Origin of the sequence: Sphingomonas piscis (assembly GCF_011300455.1) — a bacterium.
GTDB classification, from domain to species: Bacteria; Pseudomonadota; Alphaproteobacteria; order Sphingomonadales; family Sphingomonadaceae; genus Sphingomicrobium; species Sphingomicrobium piscis.
The window spans coordinates 713531-732627 of record NZ_CP049869.1 but is presented as its reverse complement, the minus strand read 5'-3'; the positions used below and the strand labels follow the sequence as shown (position 1 = coordinate 732627).

Genomic DNA, 19097 nt, shown 5'->3' with positions numbered 1-19097 from the left:
CCTGTGCGGGCAATCGTGCCCAATTGTCGTGCGTTGAAAACGAAGGGGCTTATGCGGCTTCCTTGGAAGCATAAGCCTGGAAGATCCGTGCAAGCTGTGCACCGGGCTCGGCGACGGTCCGCGCGATCTTGGTCGCCGGGGCCTGGATAAGGCCGATCAGCGTCCCACGCATTTCGTCGAGCGACGGGAGTTCGGCGAGCGCCTTGATCCCGTTCACGTCGAGCACGGTGTCGCCCATCGCGCCGCCGACGATCTCGAACTTGTCGGTCGTCTTGGCGAAGTCCACGGCCACCTTGGCGGCGGCCACGGGATCGATGGAGGTCGCCAGCGCGGTCGGGCCCTTCAGAAGGTCCCCGATCGGCTGATAGCGCGAGCCATCCAGCGCGATGAGTGCAAGCCGGTTCTTCGCAACTTTGAACTGGGCCCCGGCATCGCGCATCTTCAGGCGCAGGTCGGTAGACTGGGCCACCGAAAGCCCGAGATTGCGGGTGACAACCACCACGCTGGTCTCGGAGAAGACGCTCTTCAGCTCGGCAACCAGATCGGCTTTTTGCGAACGATCCATGCCAACTCCATGTTTTCGGCCAAAGTGGTACTTTGGCCGAGACTTCAAAAACTCGGCGCAGCAAGCCGCGACGAGAACGTATGTCCGTGGGGTTGGAGATCGAAGCGCTGCACATGCAACGCACGACGGCAGACCTGAAGTCCGCCGAATGATTCCTGTCCCCGTCTAGGCTGCGGATTAAGAGGGGAGCCCTCAGCAGCTGTCTCGGACGGTGCGCCCGGCAAGCCGGGAGCGAACCGCGCCTATACAGATTTTTGCCGGCCGTTCAAGCCGATGCGCCAACACGGCAGCCCGCGAGTCGTTGAACGAGCGATGACTCGATTATTCAGTCCGGCCCCAGCTAACATAGCGTAAGTAGCTGATCTTCAGGCACTTTCCTGATGGCTTGGTGGGGGTTGGTAATGCCGACTGCTCGATCCGAAAGAGGCGACTCCGGCTATCGCATCTACCTGATGGACCGCCTGAAGCGCGCGTTGCTGCTGGCCGAGAACGCCAGAAGCGAACGCGAGCGGGTCGCTCATCTGCGGGCCTGCCGCCATTACTGCGCAATGCTGGGCCTCGCTGACGATTGACGCTTAAGACGAACGGCCGGCAAGCCACGCGCCTACCTCGGAGCGCATCCTGCTTTGCCGCGCAGACAGCAATCTGATGGTATCGATCGCCTGGTTGATCGGCGCCCGATCGGTTGCTGCAAGATTGGCGTTGGCATAGCTTTCCAGGATTGGGATCAGGCTGGCGTCGCTGCTGTCCCCGACGAGCCGCTGCATGAACCGCGACCGCCCCGAAATGTCGACGAGCTCGTTAACTTGCGCGAGGTGCGCGAGAACGAACTCGATCGCCATCTTCGGGTGAACCGCTGCCACGGACCGGATGATCGAAGCGCTGACCGTCTTGCCCGGTTCATCGGTAAGGGCGAGTTCCAGTGCCCGGCGCGCCAGAGCTTCGTTCCGGGCGCGCCCCAGCAACTCGTACAATGTCGACCGCTCCACCGCACCACTGGCCCGTTGGGCACTGCGATGAAGCGCATCCCATGTCGCGGCGTCGGCATTGTCGGCGACGACGCCGAGCCAGCTGCCTTTCAGCGAGCCTGGAATAGCGTCCGGGTTCGACTGCCAGGCCGTGAACAGTCTTTTGCCTTCCGCTTTGACGGCGGGGTCGCCGTACTTGCCAAGCCTCCCGATCAAGGTCGGCCGAAGCAGGGTTTCGATCGGGGACTCGCCCGCCCGAGGCGCGAAGCCAAGCTGCTGGAGCCGCGGGCCGTAGGTGCGAACCATGCGGCTAGCGATCGCCTGCTGCAGGGCCGGCTGCCCCTCAAGCTCATCGTACAAGTCATTCCACCGGCTCACCGCTTCGTTGACCACCTTGGCGTTGCCGGTCGCCGGTACGGCGGCAATCGCATCCAGGCCGACCGACATCGGCTGGTAACCGGCGCTTGAAAGTACCAGTTGCTCGGTCATCAGGCCGAACTGATCGACCGGGCCGAGCGCTCCGAACCGCCCAATCAGAGCCGCCGCTTGCTGAGGCTGGTACAAGGTACGGAAATAGCCGGTCTGTCCCGGATTGATCAGCAAGGGTCCGCAGCCTTCCACCTCGATCGTGTTGGTCGGCCCCGCAGTGATGATCTGCGCGACCTTGCCTCCTGCACTAGCCCGAACGGGGACGTGCCAGCGCAGCGGGGTACTAACCCGCGCGCGATCGTCCCCGGCAAATTGAGTCTGGGTCAGTGTGGCCACAGTGCGCCCGCCGACGCAGCGCGCCGGTCCCACCGTGATCAACGGGATACCGGGCTGATTGGTGAAGTCGTTGGCGACCTGGGTCAGCCCCTTGGCCCCGGCGCCTTCGACTGCTGCCCACAAGTCGGCAGTGCGCGTGTTCTGGTAAGCGTGCCGCTTCATATAGGCCTGGATGCCGGCCTGCCAGATGTCAGCGCCGGCGAACCCTTCCAGCATTGTGATGACGGACTGGCCCTTTTCATAGGTGATGTTGTCGAACGCCTGATTGGCCTGCTCGACGGTCCGGATCTGCTGGACGATCGGGTGCGTCGACTTGATCGCGTCCAGCGCCATCGCCTCTTCGCGGGAAGCGACGCGATCGACGTCCGCGCCCCAGTCAGGATGGAAATGCTGGGTCGCGCGGGTCGCCATCCAGCTCGCGAACCCTTCGTTCAACCATAGGTCGTCCCACCAGGCCATGGTGACGAGATTGCCGAACCATTGGTGCGCCATTTCGTGCGCCTCGACGGAAAAGATCGCCTGCCGGTCGCGCTCGGTAGTGATCGCAGGGTCGTTCAGGAGGATCTTCTCGAAGGTGAAGATGGCGCCCCAATTCTCCATCGCGCCGAAGAATTGCGACTGTCCCGGACCGGCCACATTGTCGAGCTTGGGCAGCGGGTAGGGCACGCCGAAGTAATCGTCGAAATAGGGGAGCAACTGCGCTTCCGCGTCGAGCGCGTAGCGTGCCTTGTCGCCGTTGCCGCGGGAAACGACGATCCCGACTTCGCGGTCACCGACCTTCTTCGCGATCCGCTCGAAATCACCCTGCGCGAAGAACAGCAGGTAGGATGACATGACCGGCGAGGTCTGGAAGCGATACTCCTTCAGCCCGCCGGCAATCGTGCGGCTGGTCGCTACCGGCATGTTGCTGACCGCCGTCTCGGCGGCGGGCACACGGGCGGTGAGGTCGAACGTCGCCTTGTAATCCGGTTCATCCCAGCTCGGTACGAACCGCCGCGCGTCCGGAGCCTCGAACTGAGTAAACAAGGACCGGGCGTCCTTGCCCTCCTTGTTCTTATAGTCGAGCGCGAACAGTCCGTTGGCCTGCGTGTTGATCTTGCCCGAATAATCGACTGCCAGCCGGTACTTGCCGGGAGCAAGCGTACGCCCGAAGTCGAAGGTCGCGGTCTGCGCATCGGCATTGGTCTTGGCACGGCCGGTGGCCTGTGCCGCGCCGCTGATGCTGACCTTGCGGAATGACAGGTCGGCTGCGTTGAGCGTCAAGCTACGGGTCGGTTTCACCACCTGAAGGTCGATCAGCACATTGGCGTCGAACGTCAGCTTGGGTGCGTTCGGGGTGACGGTGATTGCGTAATGGCTCGGCACCGCTTCGCGCGGCAATTGCGTCGGAAGGCTGGCGTCCACCGTGTCGGGCGCTGCGGCGGATTGCTGAGGTGCGGCGAGCAGAGCGGCGGCGGCAACGGACAGGGCAAGCAGCGGACGAACATTCATGAGGGTGGTCACTCCGAGAGATCTTGCCTCTCGCTACGCCCTAAGAAACGGAAACCAAAAGCTTTTCGACGAACGGTAGGCACCATAAAGAAAGACCCCGGACGAGGGTCGCTCGTCCGGGGTCTCCTTGAAGCAAAGCCGTGAAGCTTAGCCGCGTTCGCCAGCCGGAGCCGGAGCCGGCGGCGGCGGGGGCGGCGGCGCCGGGCAGACGTCAGTCGCCAGAACGACGCTGCCGTCCGGGCAGGTCTGAGTGGCCGGAGCGGCCGGCGGGGGCGGCGGCGCTGCGACCACCGGGGCCGGCTCAACAGGCGCACCGAAGTTGAACGTCAGCGACGCCAGCAGCGAGTGCGAGCGGAAGCGGTCGTTCAGGGTCGGCGTGATGTTGGAGTAGGTTCCGCCGAACACCGAGTCCGGATTGCCCGCGAGGGTGATTGGACCACCGACGAAGCCCATGCGGCCGGTGCGGAAGTAGCGATACTTCAGACCCAGGTCGATGTTCTCGCTAACCGCGGTGCGGAGGCCCAGGATGCCCTGGAACGCCCAGGCGCTGTCGCTATCGTTGAGTGCCTTCGCCCAAGCACGACCCGCGCCGACGCCGCCGTAGAAGGACAGACCGTCGTCAGCGCCGAAATCGACGAGCGCGTTGACCATCGCCGAGCGGACGGAAACCTTGCCGTCAACGTCGTCGAAGTCGTCGGCGGTGAATGCCGCGAGGCCCGGCGCGCCGGGATCCGGAGCAACCGAGGGACGGTTGAGGCCGGTGTTCAGCGAGCCAAGAAAGCTGCCGTCCGGGTTTAGGCCTTCGCGCTTCGCACGCTTCCAGCCGAGTTCGCCTTCAAGGCGGAAGGCACCGAAGTCGTAACCGCCGATGACATCGACGTCCCAACCGCGCTTCAGGTTATGCTCGAACGCACCGCCGTCGCTGAAGTCGGCGCCAGCGCCAACCGTGCGGACGTTGTCGACGAATGCATCGCCATTGACGTCGCGGGGCAGCAGCAGACCGCCTTCGATACCGACATAGGGCGACCCGTCACGGGCAGCCGCAGGTGCGGCAAGCGCTGCCGTAGCGGCAGCGGCCAAGAGAAACTTCTTCATTTAAATAACCTCTTGCTTCGTTAGTGAAGACGGAGGTCCAAACCCGCTACGGCGAACAGAGTTTCGCACGTGCGGCATGCTTTCAAAAAGTGTTGCATCGCCGACACACCTGCCTGGATGCAAAAGAGGAGCCCCGACCTTGGCCGGAGCTCCTCCCTGAACAGTTGATGAAGGTTAGCTTTTCTTAAGCGCCGGCAATCTCGCCGATCTCGACCTTCACGCCCGGACCCATGGTCGAGCTGATGCTGGCCTTCTTGAGATACTTGCCCTTGGAGCCCGTCGGCTTGGCCTTCAGGATCGCGTCGACGAACGCGTCATAGTTGGCCTTGAGGTCCTCCGCGGGGAAGCTCGCCTTGCCGATGCCGGCGTGGATGATGCCCGCCTTCTCGACGCGGAACTCGATCTGGCCGGACTTGGCGTCCGTCACCGCCTTGGTGACGTCCATGGTGACGGTGCCGAGCTTCGGGTTCGGCATCAGGCCCTTGGGACCAAGCACCTTACCCAAGCGGCCGACGACGCCCATCATGTCGGGGGTCGCGATCACGCGGTCGAAGTCGATGGTTCCGCCCTGGATAGTCTCCATCAGGTCCTCGGCACCGACGACGTCGGCACCCGCCTTGGTCGCTTCCTCGGCCTTGGCGCCCTTGGCGAACACGGCGACGCGCACTGTCTTGCCGGTGCCCTTGGGCAGGTTCACCACGCCGCGCACCATCTGGTCCGCATGGCGGGGATCGACGCCCAGGTTCAGCGCCACTTCGACGGTTTCGTCGAACTTGGAGGTGGCGTTCGCCTTGACGATGCCCAGCGCCTCATCGACGCCGTACAGCTTGTCGCGGTCGACCGCGGATGCCTGGTTCTTCTGCTTCTTGGTCAGCTTTGCCATGGTGTTAGCCCTCCACAACCTGGAGGCCCATCGCGCGAGCGGAGCCTTCGATGATCTTGGTCGCGGCCTCAATGTCGTTCGCGTTGAGGTCCTTCATCTTGGTTTCGGCGATCTCGGCCAGCTTGGACCGCTTGATCGTGCCCGCCGACACCTTGCCCGGCTCCTTGGAGCCCGACTTGAGGTTCGCGGCCTTCTTCAAAAGGAAGGAGGCCGGCGGAGTCTTGGTCGCGAAGGAGAAGGAGCGGTCCGCATAGACGGTGATCACCGTCGGGATCGGCATGCCTTTTTCCTGGTCGCCGGTCGCGGCGTTGAACGCCTTGCAGAATTCCATGATGTTGACGCCGCGCTGACCCAAAGCAGGGCCGATCGGCGGCGACGGATTGGCGGCGCCCGCAGGCACCTGCAGCTTGATGTAGCCGGTGATTTTCTTTGCCATATCACTCTCGAGTTCGGGCCAAAGTGGTACTTTGCCCCGGTTTGAAGTTTAGTGGTTCAAGCGGCCAAGCCGAAGCTCAGCCTCCCACAGCGATTCCCATGACGATGTCCTGGATGCGGGCGCCACTACAGCAAATGGCGGCAAAAGTGAAGGGAGCGGCGAAGGTCACGCATTCGGCGGTCTGCGCGGGTTTGCCGCGGGAGCGGAGGAGGGCTGAAATGTGACCTTCGTCAACTTCGCCGCATCTGCGGCCCTGAAAGAGGTGGCTGTAGGACTTTTGCTAAGGGGAAGTTTACACGGTTGACGTTCTGGCGGGGTTTGATGGTGTCGCTTTCCGATCGTCAGGCCCGAGGCAGTTCGATCGGTCTGCGGCGCGGCGGATAGGCCGTGCGGACGAGCTTCCTGAGACCGAGCACCGTGAAGGTGGCGGCAAGGGAGAGCGCGGTCGAGACCAGGAACAGGCCGAGAAAGCTGGTGGGCATGCGGGTTCCTCCTGTGCGGGTGGAGTGTGGCACGCGGGGAGGGGTGTAGGACAGCACGAAATGCCGAGCGCAGCTGAGCGGTTGCGAAAGCAACCGGGAAGCAGCGCGTAGAGCCATGCAGTGCCGGCCGGCGGGGCGGTCAGGCAAGCTGACCGATCCCGTCCGACGTCACGGGATTTACTCCCGTGACGGGCTTGCTACGGTTGAGGCACTCGGGGCGGGGAAGTGCGTGACGAACAAGCTTTTTTACGGGGACAATCTCGACGTACTGCGCGAGCATATCGCAAGCGAGAGCGTCGATCTCATCTACCTCGACCCGCCGTTCAATTCGAACGCCAACTACAACATACTGTTCAAGTCGAAGACCGGCGACGGCTCGGACGCGCAGATCGAGGCGTTCGAGGACACCTGGCACTGGAACGACAAGGCGGAGGACGCCTTCGACCAGGTGATCCGCAGCGGTAATACCGATGCCGCCGAGCTGCTGCGCGCCATGCGCACGTTCCTCGGCGAGAATGACATGATGGCGTATCTCGCCATGATGGCGGTGCGGCTGATCGAGTTGCATCGGGTGCTGAAGCCGACCGGGAGCTTGTACCTTCACTGCGATCCGACGGCGTCGCATTATTTAAAGTTGCTATTGGATGCTGTATTCAGATCTGAGAACTACCGGTCAGAAATTAGCTGGAGACGCACGACCGCCCACAGTGATGCGAAACAAGGCAGAACTCAGTACGGCAACATTCGGGACGTGATATTCTTCTACACGAAGACATCCCAATACACCTGGAACTGGATCTTCACTCCATATAGCCAATCGTACATTGAAACATCGTATAAGAACGTTGATCCCGAAACCGGTCGCCGTTTTCAGCTGGATAACCTTACAGCGGCGAAACCCGGCGGAGACACACTTTATGAATGGCGTGCCAAGCGGCCGGCGGGCGGTGATTGGCAGCACGATTTAACTTCGGAGCATCTGACCCCGAAGGATGGTTGGGAATATGTTGGATCGAAGCCCTACAAGGGTCGTATCTGGGCATACTCTTTAGAGAATATGCGTCGAATGGCCGAAGAGGGGCGGATCGGATACTCAGGGACCGGAGTTCCAAGATTCAAGCGCTACTTAGATGAGATGCCCGGTGTTCCCCTGCAGAACGAGTGGAGCGACATTGGGCCATCAGCCGGGCACGAACGTTTGGGATATCCCACACAGAAGCCGGTAGCGCTTCTGGAGCGCATCATTGCTGCATCGTCAAGGAAGGCGATGTCATTCTCGACCCTTTCTGCGGTTGCGGGACCGCCGTCCACGCGGCGCAAAAGCTCGGGCGCCAGTGGATCGGCATTGACGTGACCCACCTCGCCATCAGTTTGATAGAGAAGCGCCTCAAGGACGCCTTTCCTGGTATCGCTTTCGAAGTGCACGGCACGCCCAAGGATCTCGCCTCGGCGCAGGACCTCGCCATCCGCGACAAATATCAGTTTCAGTGGTGGGCGGTGTCGATGGTCGATGCGCTGCCGTTCGGCGGCAAGAAGAAGGGTGCCGACGGCGGGATCGACGGCATCATCTACTTCAAGCCCGACGGCAAAAGGACCGAAAAGGCGCTGGTGTCGGTAAAGGGCGGCAACAATGTCTCGGTCAACATGATCCGCGACCTGCACAGCGCCATGGAGCGGGAGAAAGCGCCCATTGGGGTGTTCATCACCGCCGTGAACCCGACGCGGCCGATGGAGACGGAAGCGGCGGCTGTGGGGCGTTTCACGGATGAGTGGGGGCGAACTTATCCGAAGTTGCAGATCATCACGCTGGCCGAGCTGTTCCAGGGCAAGAAGCCGGATATCCCGTTTGTTGATCCCGCAAGCGTGAAGCGAGCGAAGCGGGAGGATGAGAGCGGGCGGAAGCAGGGGAGTTTGTTGTGATCCATGGGATCGACAGACTGACGAGATCAGGGAAGAAGCCGTCACGGAGTGAATCCGTGACGTGGAACGGGTTCGCTACGCTTTAGGCTACGCGCCCCGCCGGCCGGCGCGTGACAACTCTTCGCGCTGCTAACGATTGCTGCGCAATCGCTTCGCTGCGCTCGGTGTCACTTCCTTTCCGACGACCAGGGGAAGTTCAGATACCGATCCCGCGTGTCGGAGCAGATGTTGCCGTACATCCGGAGGTAGGAATATCGGCGCCGGGGGTCGGCATAGACGGCCCTGGGGTCGGCGACGTCGCGCTCGTACTGCGCGATGTTGGCGATGGTGAGGGCCTTGGGCAGGATGTCCATGGCCTGGGGGACCGACTTCCCGCTCAGCCAGTCGGACGCGAACCGGCCCATGGCGTAGCCGAAGATGGGAGAGGCGAGGCTGATGCTGGCCTTGTAGGGGCTGCCCGCCTTCTTCAGTTCGGCGACGGCCGCACGTTCTCCGTCGATGCCGCCGAGGAACTGGTCCGGCCGAGCCTTGCGCGCCTGCCGCAGCGCGTCGAGCGCGCCCAGCACCACCGTGTCGGCGCCGAGGACCACGTCGACCCTGGGATGGGCCAGAAGGATCATCTTCATGGTGCGGTGACCGCCGGCGCGATCGACGGTGACGGGGGAGATGTCGGCGACGATGGTGACGCCGGGCAGCCGCCGCAGCGTATCCCGCATCGCGGTGAAGCGCGGCGCTAGGAATTGCAGATTGTCGTGGGTCAGCAGGACTACCTTGGCCTTGCCGCCCAGCCGGGTGCGAATGTGCGCGGCGGCCGCCTCCGCAAGCACCTTGCCGGTCTGATATTGCGGCGCGTTCAGGATGGTGGTTGCCGGCGGCGGCACGATCGCCCCGACATAAGCGCCGCCCCGGATGGCGCGCCGGAGGCTCGGGCTCAGCGAGGGCGGGTCGATCGGCGCGACGACGATCGCGCCGGCCTTTTGGGCGTTGAGGCCGTTCACCTGCCGGATCATCAGGGCGGCGTTGTTGTTCGAGCGGACCACGCGATAGGCGAGCCCCCGGTCCGAAGCGGCGACCGCCAGGCCGCGCGCGATGCCCTGCACGAATTCGCGCTCATTATCCTGGACGAAGACGAGCTCGTTCCGAAGGCCGCGGGGCCTGGTGCAGGCGCGGGCGGCGGGATCGAACGGAGGAAGGACGACAGGTCGGGTGATGCCGTTGCCGGGCTCGCGCGCGGCGGACGGCGGTGCGACGGCCAGCAGCGCGAGCGCGGCGACGCGCATGTGAAGCCTCGTGAACACGCGCCATTGTGCAGCCGATGAAGGGGCGCGTGTCATGCCGGCTGTGCGGTGGAGAATGTCAGGCGGGCGGCGGTCCCCGGCGTGCGGGCGACATATTCGACCCTGGTCTTCAGGCCGGCGGCCATGGCGGCGACGATCTTCGATCCCAGGCCCGTTCCGCCCAGATGGCCGGTGCTGCCCAGCCCGACGCCGTCGTCCTGAACCACGAGCTCGGCCTGTCCGTCGTCGAGCTTGCGCAACCTCACGCGGATGTCGCCCGGATGCCCTTCCGGATAGGCATATTTGAAGGCGTTCGTCACCAACTCCGTGGCGATAACGCCGAGGCTGATGCTCTGGTCGGTAGGCAGGCTCACGGGATCGAGCTCACTCGTCAGGCGCGCCGTGTGGCCGTCGTTGTGCATGGCGGCGCCAAGGTTCTGCAGCATGACGGCCAGATATTCGTTCAAGGCGACCGAGGTCACGTCGCCCGAGGTGTAGAGGCTCTTGTGGATCTGGGAGATCGCCTGGATCCGCGACTCCGTTTCCTTCAGCGCGCCCTTGGCCGCTTCGTCGGTGACCGTCTTGGATTGCATGCTGACCAGGGCCGAGATGAGCTGCAGGCTGTTGGCGACGCGATGATTGACCTCCGTCAGCAGGAGCTCCGCCCGTTCGCGGGCAAGCGCCAGCTCACGCGTTCGCTGTTCGACCCGGTCTTCCAGCGTCCGGTTGATGGCCCGCACCTCGTCGCGCGCCTGGGTGATGTCCTGCCGGTTGCGATGGACGGTGAACGCCACCGCGGCGACGACCAGCGTGATCACCAGCGCGGCGGCGATGGACACCCAGCGCAGCATGGCGGCATTGTCATGCTGCTCTCCCTCGAACAGGGTCGTTTTCTCGTCGGCGTCCAGCATTGCGCCGTAGAGGTAGACGTTGATCTCATCCATCAAGGCCTTGCCGCGGTTGCTGCGGAGGATCGACAGGGCATCCGCGTCGGAACCGGCGCGCTTCAGCCCGACGCTCCGGTCCATCTCCTCCAGCTTGTCGGTGACCGCCGTGCGCAGGCTTGGCAGGTACGGCGGTGCCTGGGACGCCGTCGCTACGCGCCGCTGGAAATCCGACAGCTGCTGCTGGGCGCGAACCTTGGCCGTGTCGTAGGGCGCGAGATAGATCTCATTGCCGGTCAGAAGATAGCCGCGTTGGCTGGACTCGGCCGTTCTCAGCGCATCGCGGAGTTCAACCGCGGCGACCCGCGCGTCCCGCTGCAAGGCCGCATCCCGGAAGAGCGCGTTGGACCGTTCGCCAAGCCACATCGTCATGCCGACGACGGCGAAAAGCGCAAGGAAGCCGACGACCAGGCCTCCGGCAACACCCAGAGCGAGGCGGCTTCTCGCCAATTTTCCGTCTCCCCTCGCGAACCCCAGGGCGCGGTACCATAGGATCCACGGGCCAGCTACTGCGGCAAGACCCGATCGGGCTTACCCCGCCTTATCGTACCTTGGCGATCTTCAGCCCGTCAGCCTTGGCGCGGTCCTTGGTGCTTTCCTCGCTTCGGGTCAGCGCTTTTGCGATGGCCTTGAGGCTCATGCCTTTGGCGGCGAGCTGATGGAGCTTCTGGATTTCGTCCTGGCGCCAAGGCTGGCGGTGACGTTCGAACTTTTCGCCGGTGGCCATGGCCGCGTCTTACGGGAAGAAAGTGAGTCCGTCACGGGAGTGAATCCCGTGACGTCGGACGGGCTGGGTCAGTTGGACTGACCGCCCCGCCGGCCGGGCGCTGCAGCCGTCTACTACGCTGCTTCGGCGACGCGTTTCGCGCCGGCGGCGCTGCGCTCGCGGCTACTTAACGCGCTCGACCTGTTCGAATTCCAATTCGACGGGGGTAGCACGGCCGAAGATCGAGACGCTGACTTTGACCCGCGAACGGTCGAAGTCGAGCTCTTCCACCGTACCGTTGAAGGTCGCGAAGGGGCCGTCCAGCACCTTGACCGCGTCGCCGATCTCATAATCGACGTTGATCTTCTGCTTGGGCGCGTTGGCGGCGGCTTCTTCCTTCTGGTCGAGCATGCGCGCGGCCTGGGCGTCCGGGATCGGCTGCGGCTTGCCGCCGGGCCCGAGAAAGCCGGTGACCTTGGGCGTGTTCTTGACGAGGTGGTAGACCTGGTCGTTCATCTCCAGCTTGGCGAGCACGTAGCCCGGCATGAACTTGCGTTCGGACTGCACCTTCTTGCCGCGCTTCACCTCGGTGATCGTCTCGGTCGGGACCTCGATCGCCTCGACGGCGCGCTCAAGGCCGAGGCGCCTGGCCTCGCTCTGGATCGATTCGCGGACCTTGTTCTCGAAGCCCGAATAAGCGTGGATGATGTACCAGCGGGACATGGGAAAACCTTAACCTAGAAGACCGAGGACCTGGCGGACGAGAAATCCGAAGGTGCCGTCGACCGCGAAAAAGAAGAGGGCGAGCAAGGTGGTCATAATGACGACCATGATCGCGGTGGTGCGGGTTTCGCCCGCGCTCGGCCAGGACACGCGGTTGATGGCTTCGAGCCGGACCTGCCGCATGAATTCGCCGGGAGAGACCTTGGCCACTGTCTTGCTCACCTCAAAGTGATAGAAAAACGAGGTCCGCGGCGCTGGCCGGGACCTCGATAGACGCATGATGTAGCGCGGGTTGTGCGCACGTTCAAGCATATGGCGGATTGACTGGCAGGGGCAGAGGGACTCGAACCCACGACCCTCGGTTTTGGAGACCGATGCTCTACCAACTGAGCTATACCCCTAGGCCGGCGTGCGACCTACCGTCCGCACCGGCTGAGCGCAAGGCCGCTGAACGGCAAGCGCAGGCAAGGGCTCGCTTCAGGCTGGCTCGAACTTCAACGCCAGCCCATTCATGCAGTAGCGAAGGCCGGTCGGCCTGGGTCCGTCCTCGAACAGGTGACCGAGATGGCCGCCGCAGCGACGGCAGAGCACTTCGGTGCGCTCCATCAGCAAGCTTCGGTCGGCGCGAGTAACGACGGCTTTGGGGAGCGGGCGGAAGAAGCTGGGCCAGCCGGTGCCGCTGTCGAACTTGGTGGCGGAGGCGAACAGCGGGAGGCCGCAGCCGGCGCATGCAAAGGTACCGCGGCGATGCTCCTTGTTCAGCGGGCTGGTGTTCGGGAATTCGGTGCCGGCTTCGCGCAGGACGTGGTAGCGTTGCGGGCCCAGGCGCTTGCGCCACTCGGCCGCAGTGAGGTTGACCTCAAACCGGCGGCCGGCGGCGGGTGCGGCGTTGCCGCAGGCAGCGAGCGCGAAGGCGGAGCTTGCGCCAGCGACCACGAAGCCTCGTCTGGAAAGCGGTTCAATCCTCATGGCGCCGGAGGCTAGGCCCCAGCGGCTTTCGCACGGCTGAATGCAATCCCTAGTTGATGAGTAGAGTAAGCGTCGGTAGGAGGCGGCGGCGCGCGATTCCCGGCGCGCCAGGATCGAGGGGCCAATGATCGGACATGAAGAACAGGCGCGAAGCGGGCCGGGCTCACGCGAGCCGGACATCGTCGAGGAGCTCCGCCATCATCTGGAGCGAATCCGCTACGGGTCGATCGCCATTACCATCCACAACGGCCGGGTGGTGCAGTTCGACGTCACCGAAAAGACGCGCCTCGCATGACGGCTGGCATCGCGCAATTTAGCGGTTGACGGCAATTACCCTAGTAAGTAGCTAGGGATTACAGAAGACGCAGGTGGTTGCTGCGTCGCCGGCCGGTCGCCGGTGTTCAAACCCGCGGCTTTTGATCGGGATGCAGCTTGCTCCGCGTCACTAACGGCTAAAGCGCACGGTTCCAAGGCGACAACGCCAGGGATCGTGTTCCCCCAAGACGATGGGGCGATACGATGACGTGTACCGACTGATCCGCTGAGCGCCCCTGAGGCGCTTCCCTAAGCCATTCCCCACGGACGTTGCGGCGCCCAGCGCCCTTCCAGACCTCGCACGCCGCGCGGCCTGACGACGCCCGAGCCTTGTTCAGAACCGCGCCGCCAGCGCCGGCGGACGGTGCGCGGCCGTGCGCCGCCATCCACGTGAAGGACCGACCTTGCTTCATTTCCAATCTCTTCCGGCTGCCCGCCACCTGCTGTTTGCAGGCGCTTCGGCCATCGCTCTTTCCGCCCCTGCCGCTGCGCAGACGGATGCGACACAACCCGCCAACGAGACCGCTGGCGAGGCTAGTGCCGCCGTCGCTGCCGGCGCCGGAACCGCCGCCGCCGCTTCCACGCAGAACGACCCGGAAATCGTCGTCACCGCGCGGCGCCGCAAGGAGCGCGCGCAGGACGTGCCGATCGCACTGACGGCGGTCAGCGGCGAGACGCTGGACCGGATCGGCGCAACCAACCTGACGCAAATCGCGCAGCTGACGCCCTCTCTCGTCATCCGCAACAACAATGCCCGCAACACCTTCGCCAACATCCGCGGGTTGGGGTCGAACTCCGACCAGAACGACGGGCTGGAGATCGGCGTCGGCTTCTATGTCGACGATGTCTATTACGGGCGGATCGGCGCGTCCCAGTTCGACCTAATCGACCTGGAGCGGGTCGAGGTGCTGCGTGGGCCGCAGGGAACATTGTTCGGCAAGAACACCACGGCCGGTGCAATCAGCATCACCACGCGTGCGCCGGAATTCAGACATGGCTTCACCGGCGAGGCGACGATCGGCGACGACGGCTACCATCAGCTTCGCGGATCGCTGACCGGGCCGATTGCCGAGGACCTCGCTGCTTATCGGGTGACGCTGTCGCACACCCATCGCGACGGCAGCTTGCGAAACCTGTTCGATGGGCGTGAAATCAACGATTTCACCAACTTCAACCTCCGCGGCCAGCTGCTTCTGACCCCGACGCCGGACATCAACGTCAGGCTGATCGGCGATTATTCGCGGCAGACCAGCTATTCGCGCACGACCAGCATCGTCGGCCTGTTCACCCGCTACGCGAACGGCGCACCGCTCACCAACAACTGGCTCGATCGGGCACGCCGCGGGGGGTACGAGCCGCGCTTCGATATCACCGACCCGTTCGCCCGGGTGGTGGACGTCAACGGCCCGGTTCAGGCGAACATGAAGGGCTACGGCGTCTCGGGGAAAGCCGACTGGGATGTCGGACCGGTCGTGCTGACATCCATCACCGCCTGGCGCGGCTGGGACTGGTATCCGGACAATGACACGGACAATACGCCGCTCGAGCTGACGCTGCACAGCGGTACCGACAATCATCAGCGGCAGTTCAGCCAGGAATTCCGGGCCGCGTCGAAGGGCGACGGGAAGATCGATTACGTCGGCGGGCTTTATTACTTCTGGCAGAACGTCAACGGGCTCGGGCACTACCAGCAGGGGCCTGCCTCGGCTTTGTGGAACAACCCAAACGCCAACCAGACCATCGCAAACTACGCGCTGAACGGTTTCCTGTCGCTGTCGGTGATCGAGCCGATCACCCACAGCTATGCGGCATTCGGGCAGGCGACCTGGCACGCCAGCGACCGGCTAAGCGTGACGGGCGGGCTTCGCTTCACCCATGAGAAGAAGACCGGGCTGTTCGACCAATATACGGCGGCGGGCAACGACCTGTCTCTACTGACTCCGGCGCAGCGGGTGACGGCGCAGAACCTGCGCAACGCCATCTACCCGGAGAAGCGCTACACCACCGGTCTCAAGGACAATGCGCTGACCGGACAGGTGACGCTGTCCTACAAGGTTGCGCCGGATGTGCTGACGTACGCGACCTATTCGCGCGGCAGCAAGTCGGGGGGCCTCAGCCTCGGCGATCTGCCGGCCGGAATTTCGCCGGTGGTCGATCCCGAAAAGGTCGACGCCTGGGAACTGGGCGTGAAAAGCCAGTTCTGGGACCGGCGCATCACGCTCAACGCCGCCGCCTATTTGACTAAGGTCAAGGATTACCAGGCAGGCGTTACGGAGCAGATCGGCACCACAAGCTCGTCGATCCGCTACATTTCCAACATTCCCGGCGTGCGCTCGCGCGGCGTGGAAGCGGATCTGACGGTGGCGCCGAGCCGCTGGGTGCGGCTGACGGCCTCCGCCGCCTACAATGACGCGGTCTACCGGGACTATAGAAACGCCCAGGTTGCGCCGGAGAACCGCAACGTCAGCCAGGTGCAGGACCTGTCGGGCGTCCAGCTCGCGAACGCGCCGAAGTTCATTTACTACGTCGGCGCGGATGTGACTCAGCCCGTCCAGCTCTTCGGCGTTGGTGACGAGGTTTACGGCCGCGTCGACTGGAACCACCGCTCGTCCAACGACACCAGCGGCAGCAACTCCATCTACACGAAGATCCCCGCCTACGGGATCGCCAATGCGCGTGTCGGACTGCGGTTCGGGGATGGGCGCTACGACTTGTCGGCCTGGGTCACGAACCTATTCGACAAACAATATTTCACGGCACTGAGCGCCTCCAACCTCGGCCTCATCACCGCCAATCTCGGCGACGAGCGCAGCTTCGGCGCGACCCTTCGCGCGCACTTCTAGAGCAACAGCCAAGGAACCCTCAACCATGACCACGATCTCGTCTCGCGCGCGGCTGCTGGCAGCGCTGTCCCTGACCGCCATCCTCACTCAACCGGCATTGGCGCAGGCACCTTCAGCGCCGGTGCAGTTCGCCAAGCTTGATTCAATCACCAACGGGCCACAGCTCGGCAACGTCTCGCCGACGTCCATCAGGGTTTGGGCGCGGCTCAAGCAGCCCGGCGAATTTCGCGTTCATTATTCGACATCACCGGACCTTTCGGGGGAACGCTGTCCGCACCGGTCCGCACCAGTTGGGAGCATGATTCCACCGGCTGGGTGCAACTTCAGGGCTGCAGCCAGGCACCAAATATTATTACGCGCTGGTGGTCGACGGCCGGCACGCGGACACCCGCGTGGGCGGCAAGGTCAACAGCTTCCTGACCCTCCCGAGCAGCGAGGCCTTTCGCGATCCGGCGCTGAACCCCAAGGGCGCCTTCAATTTCGCTTTCGAAATCGGAACCGGCAACAACCAGTCACAGAACCCGGTGCCGGGAACGTACGGCCGCATCCTGAGCGAATTGAAGGACAAGATTCTGTTCCAGATCCAGAACGGCGACTGGATCTACGAAGTGGGGCGCGACAAAACGGAGGCGCAGTGGGCGGCCGAAAATGGCGTGGCCAAGCAGCCCAAGGTCACGCAACTGGCCCGCGGGGTGGCCGGCGTCTGGCAGAATTACAAAGAGTATCTGAAGAACGACAATCTCGCGAACTTCTATCGCGAAGTGCCCTTGTTCGTGACGCTGGACGATCACGAAATCCTAAATGACGTCACCGGCTCGGGTGAAATCGGCTACCGCCTCGATGCACGCGGCAAGCCGTTCCAGGAGAATATCCGCGCGGACAGCGTCAGCAACGAGGTGGAGCGCGCCGTCTTTCGCGACCCGGCGCTCCATGCGTGGCGCGATTACGTCGGCTGGAGCAACCCGGACATCGGCAATCAGCGCGATCCGCACTTCGGGCAGACGGACATCAAGGCCGGCAGCAATATCCTGACGGACCGCTCGGCGGACTTCACGAAGCTGGATCCGGCGAAGACCAACAATCTCCACGTGCTCTGGGGCTTCGGGAACACGGGCGTGTACCGGATCGCGAAGGTGCTCGACCGGCATCGGGTACAGATCGAGCCGTCATTCACGGTAAGCGAGAAGGTCCGCTACAGCATCGGCACCAATCTTTATTCCAAGTTCCGGGTGTCCAACGCCGATTTCTACCTGCTCGATGCCCGGTCGGAGCGGAGCCTGCACGACAAGAACAACCTTTCCGATCCGAAGACGACCATGATCGGTGCGGATCAGAAGAAATGGCTGTTCGACAATCTCAAGGGCAGCGACGCGGACTTCATCTTCATCGTATCGTCGGTGAACCTTGCCGTGCCGCACGACAATGGCGCCTGGTACGGGCAAGGGTCGGGCGGTGCGTCCAAGGACGATGGCTGGACAGCGCATTTGCACGAGCGGGCGGAACTGCTGAACCTCGCGCAGTCGCTCGGCAAACCGGTCATCTTCCTGACGGGCGACCTGCACAAGAGCTTCGTCGCGCGTGTCGCGCCGGGGGTCTACGATGTCGCCAGCGGCCCGCACACCAGCAACAACCACCGGATCGGCGACGCCGGCGGCTCTCCGCCCAGCGGCTGGTACAATAGCGGCGACCGAAAGGTGAACGTGCTGTGGGCGAGCAACCAATATCGCAACGACAGCGGCGGCAGCAGCTCGCAGGCGAACGGCAAGGGTTGGCCGGTCTATACGATCGTCCGGGTCAACAACGCTTTCAACATCCCGGACAAGGCGGGCCGCGACCGCTGGATCGCCTATCCGGAACCGCAGGTGATCTTCGAGTTCCGCGACGGCCACTCGGGCGACCTCTTGTTCGCGCACTCGATCTCGACATCGGAAGCGAAGACGACGTCCGAGCCGGTGCCGCTCGAGCGGGTCAAGGTGCTTGGGGGCATCGCGGCGGCAGGCGGCCAGTGAACGCGGTCGGCGAGCTTCTGCGGGTCAAGGAGTCCGCGGACAGGGGGGAAGCACGGCGCGATCTCCGGATCGTTGCCGCGCTCTCCGCCGCGTCGCTCGTTTATGCAACGGTTCGCTACAACGTCTTCAAAGGCGTGCCGTGGGCGGATTGGCCAAGCTTGATCGTCAACAAGGCCGTGGGCCTGTCGGCGCTGCTGCTGATCCTTGCGGGCGTGCAGGCCATGGTGGCGGGGCGGAGCCCAAGGCGGTTGCTTGCATGGGCAGGAGGCGGCGTGCTGCTGCACGTTGCGGTGTCGCTGGCGATTCTGGAGCCGGGCTATTTCCCCGGTTTCTTCGTTGGGCCGAAGATGAGCTTTGCCGCGGGACTGTCGCTGCTGGCGGGCGCGGCGGCGGCGGTAGGGATGGAGATCGGGGCACGGAAGTCGGGCACCCTGACGTATCGCGGACGCGCCCTCGCCCTGGGGGCGATTGCGGCGGCATCTGGTTTTCACGCCGGTGTGACTGGTCTCCACAATTGGATCGAACCCGCCAAGTGGCCGGGCGGTATGCCGCCGATCACCTTGCTGTCGTTCGTGGCCGGGTGTGCTGCGCTTGCGCTGGCGCGTCGGGTGTGGGGCAAATCCACCTGAGGCCGTCACGGAGGCAAGTTTCGTGACGTCGAAACGGGCTCGCAAGCGACCCGCCGGCGGCGTTTGCCGTCGCGCTG

18 protein-coding genes, 1 tRNA gene and 1 pseudogene are annotated in these 19097 nt (G+C 63.8%); 7 read left to right on the top strand and 13 right to left on the bottom strand.

Annotation, left to right across the window (positions count from 1 at the left end; all coding sequences use genetic code 11):
• Positions 1 to 49: 49 nt before the first annotated feature.
• Complete coding sequence (rplJ, locus tag G7077_RS03695) at positions 50 to 565, bottom strand: 50S ribosomal protein L10 (RefSeq protein WP_166410542.1); 516 nt, start codon at positions 563 to 565, stop codon at positions 50 to 52.
• A gap of 401 nt (positions 566 to 966) precedes the next feature.
• Between rplJ and G7077_RS03690 the strand changes: the two genes are divergently transcribed.
• Positions 967 to 1137: a hypothetical protein gene (locus G7077_RS03690; protein ID WP_166410541.1), complete on the top strand. Its 171-nt coding sequence runs from the start codon at positions 967 to 969 to the stop codon at positions 1135 to 1137.
• A gap of 3 nt (positions 1138 to 1140) precedes the next feature.
• On the opposite strand, the gene G7077_RS03685 is transcribed toward G7077_RS03690, so the two are convergent.
• From G7077_RS03685 to G7077_RS03665, 5 genes are all read right to left on the bottom strand, one after another.
• Positions 1141 to 3801, bottom strand: coding sequence for a M1 family metallopeptidase (locus G7077_RS03685; RefSeq protein ID WP_246167356.1), 2661 nt, complete (start codon positions 3799 to 3801; stop codon positions 1141 to 1143).
• A gap of 135 nt (positions 3802 to 3936) precedes the next feature.
• Complete coding sequence (locus G7077_RS03680) at positions 3937 to 4884, bottom strand: outer membrane beta-barrel protein (RefSeq protein WP_166410540.1); 948 nt, start codon at positions 4882 to 4884, stop codon at positions 3937 to 3939.
• Between the two features lie 184 nt (positions 4885 to 5068).
• Positions 5069 to 5767 (bottom strand): 50S ribosomal protein L1, encoded by a 699-nt coding sequence (rplA, locus tag G7077_RS03675; protein ID WP_166410539.1) that lies wholly within the window; start codon positions 5765 to 5767, stop codon positions 5069 to 5071.
• A 4-nt stretch (positions 5768 to 5771) separates the two neighbouring features.
• Complete coding sequence (gene rplK / locus G7077_RS03670) at positions 5772 to 6203, bottom strand: 50S ribosomal protein L11 (protein ID WP_166410538.1); 432 nt, start codon at positions 6201 to 6203, stop codon at positions 5772 to 5774.
• A gap of 341 nt (positions 6204 to 6544) precedes the next feature.
• Positions 6545 to 6685, bottom strand: a complete 141-nt coding sequence (locus G7077_RS03665; RefSeq protein WP_166410537.1) for a hypothetical protein — start codon at positions 6683 to 6685, stop codon at positions 6545 to 6547.
• A 115-nt stretch (positions 6686 to 6800) separates the two neighbouring features.
• On the opposite strand from G7077_RS03665, the pseudogene G7077_RS14035 reads away from it, so the two are divergent.
• Both G7077_RS14035 and G7077_RS14025 read left to right on the top strand, forming a co-directional pair.
• Positions 6801 to 8002: pseudogene (locus tag G7077_RS14035) on the top strand (site-specific DNA-methyltransferase); the annotation flags it as partial.
• 33 nt (positions 8003 to 8035) lie between these two features.
• A complete protein-coding gene (locus G7077_RS14025; RefSeq protein ID WP_246167480.1) occupies positions 8036 to 8605 on the top strand; it encodes a restriction endonuclease in 570 nt (189 codons plus the stop codon).
• 167 nt (positions 8606 to 8772) lie between these two features.
• Here G7077_RS14025 and G7077_RS03655 read toward each other — a convergent pair whose 3' ends face one another.
• From G7077_RS03655 to msrB, 7 genes are all read right to left on the bottom strand, one after another.
• Positions 8773 to 9939, bottom strand: coding sequence for a sugar ABC transporter substrate-binding protein (locus G7077_RS03655; RefSeq protein ID WP_206367686.1), 1167 nt, complete (start codon positions 9937 to 9939; stop codon positions 8773 to 8775).
• Positions 9936 to 11276 carry a sensor histidine kinase gene (locus G7077_RS03650; RefSeq protein WP_166410536.1) on the bottom strand — a complete coding sequence of 447 codons (1341 nt, stop codon included), beginning with the start codon at positions 11274 to 11276 and terminating at the stop codon, positions 9936 to 9938. Before G7077_RS03650 ends, G7077_RS03655 begins: the two co-directional genes overlap by 4 nt.
• 91 nt (positions 11277 to 11367) lie before the next feature.
• Complete coding sequence (locus G7077_RS03645) at positions 11368 to 11553, bottom strand: hypothetical protein (protein WP_166410535.1); 186 nt, start codon at positions 11551 to 11553, stop codon at positions 11368 to 11370.
• A gap of 162 nt (positions 11554 to 11715) precedes the next feature.
• Positions 11716 to 12255: a transcription termination/antitermination protein NusG gene (gene nusG / locus G7077_RS03640; protein ID WP_166410534.1), complete on the bottom strand. Its 540-nt coding sequence runs from the start codon at positions 12253 to 12255 to the stop codon at positions 11716 to 11718.
• A gap of 9 nt (positions 12256 to 12264) precedes the next feature.
• Positions 12265 to 12477 (bottom strand): preprotein translocase subunit SecE, encoded by a 213-nt coding sequence (gene secE, locus G7077_RS03635; RefSeq protein WP_166410533.1) that lies wholly within the window; start codon positions 12475 to 12477, stop codon positions 12265 to 12267.
• A gap of 103 nt (positions 12478 to 12580) precedes the next feature.
• Positions 12581 to 12656: transfer RNA gene (locus G7077_RS03630), tRNA-Trp, on the bottom strand.
• Positions 12657 to 12732: 76 nt separating this feature from the next.
• Positions 12733 to 13224: a peptide-methionine (R)-S-oxide reductase MsrB gene (msrB, locus tag G7077_RS03625; RefSeq protein WP_166410532.1), complete on the bottom strand. Its 492-nt coding sequence runs from the start codon at positions 13222 to 13224 to the stop codon at positions 12733 to 12735.
• Between the two features lie 124 nt (positions 13225 to 13348).
• On the opposite strand from msrB, the gene G7077_RS03620 reads away from it, so the two are divergent.
• The 4 genes from G7077_RS03620 (at position 13349) to G7077_RS03605 (ending at position 19020) form a co-directional block, all read left to right on the top strand.
• Positions 13349 to 13519 carry a YezD family protein gene (locus G7077_RS03620; RefSeq protein WP_166410531.1) on the top strand — a complete coding sequence of 57 codons (171 nt, stop codon included), beginning with the start codon at positions 13349 to 13351 and terminating at the stop codon, positions 13517 to 13519.
• 424 nt (positions 13520 to 13943) lie between these two features.
• Complete coding sequence (locus G7077_RS03615; RefSeq protein WP_166410530.1) at positions 13944 to 16382, top strand: TonB-dependent receptor; 2439 nt, start codon at positions 13944 to 13946, stop codon at positions 16380 to 16382.
• 362 nt (positions 16383 to 16744) lie between these two features.
• Positions 16745 to 18391, top strand: coding sequence for an alkaline phosphatase D family protein (locus G7077_RS03610; protein WP_166410529.1), 1647 nt, complete (start codon positions 16745 to 16747; stop codon positions 18389 to 18391).
• On the top strand, positions 18388 to 19020 hold the full coding sequence (locus tag G7077_RS03605) for a hypothetical protein (RefSeq protein ID WP_166410528.1): 633 nt from the start codon (positions 18388 to 18390) through the stop codon (positions 19018 to 19020). The genes G7077_RS03610 and G7077_RS03605 overlap by 4 nt, the downstream gene beginning before the upstream one ends.
• Positions 19021 to 19097 lie beyond the last annotated feature (77 nt).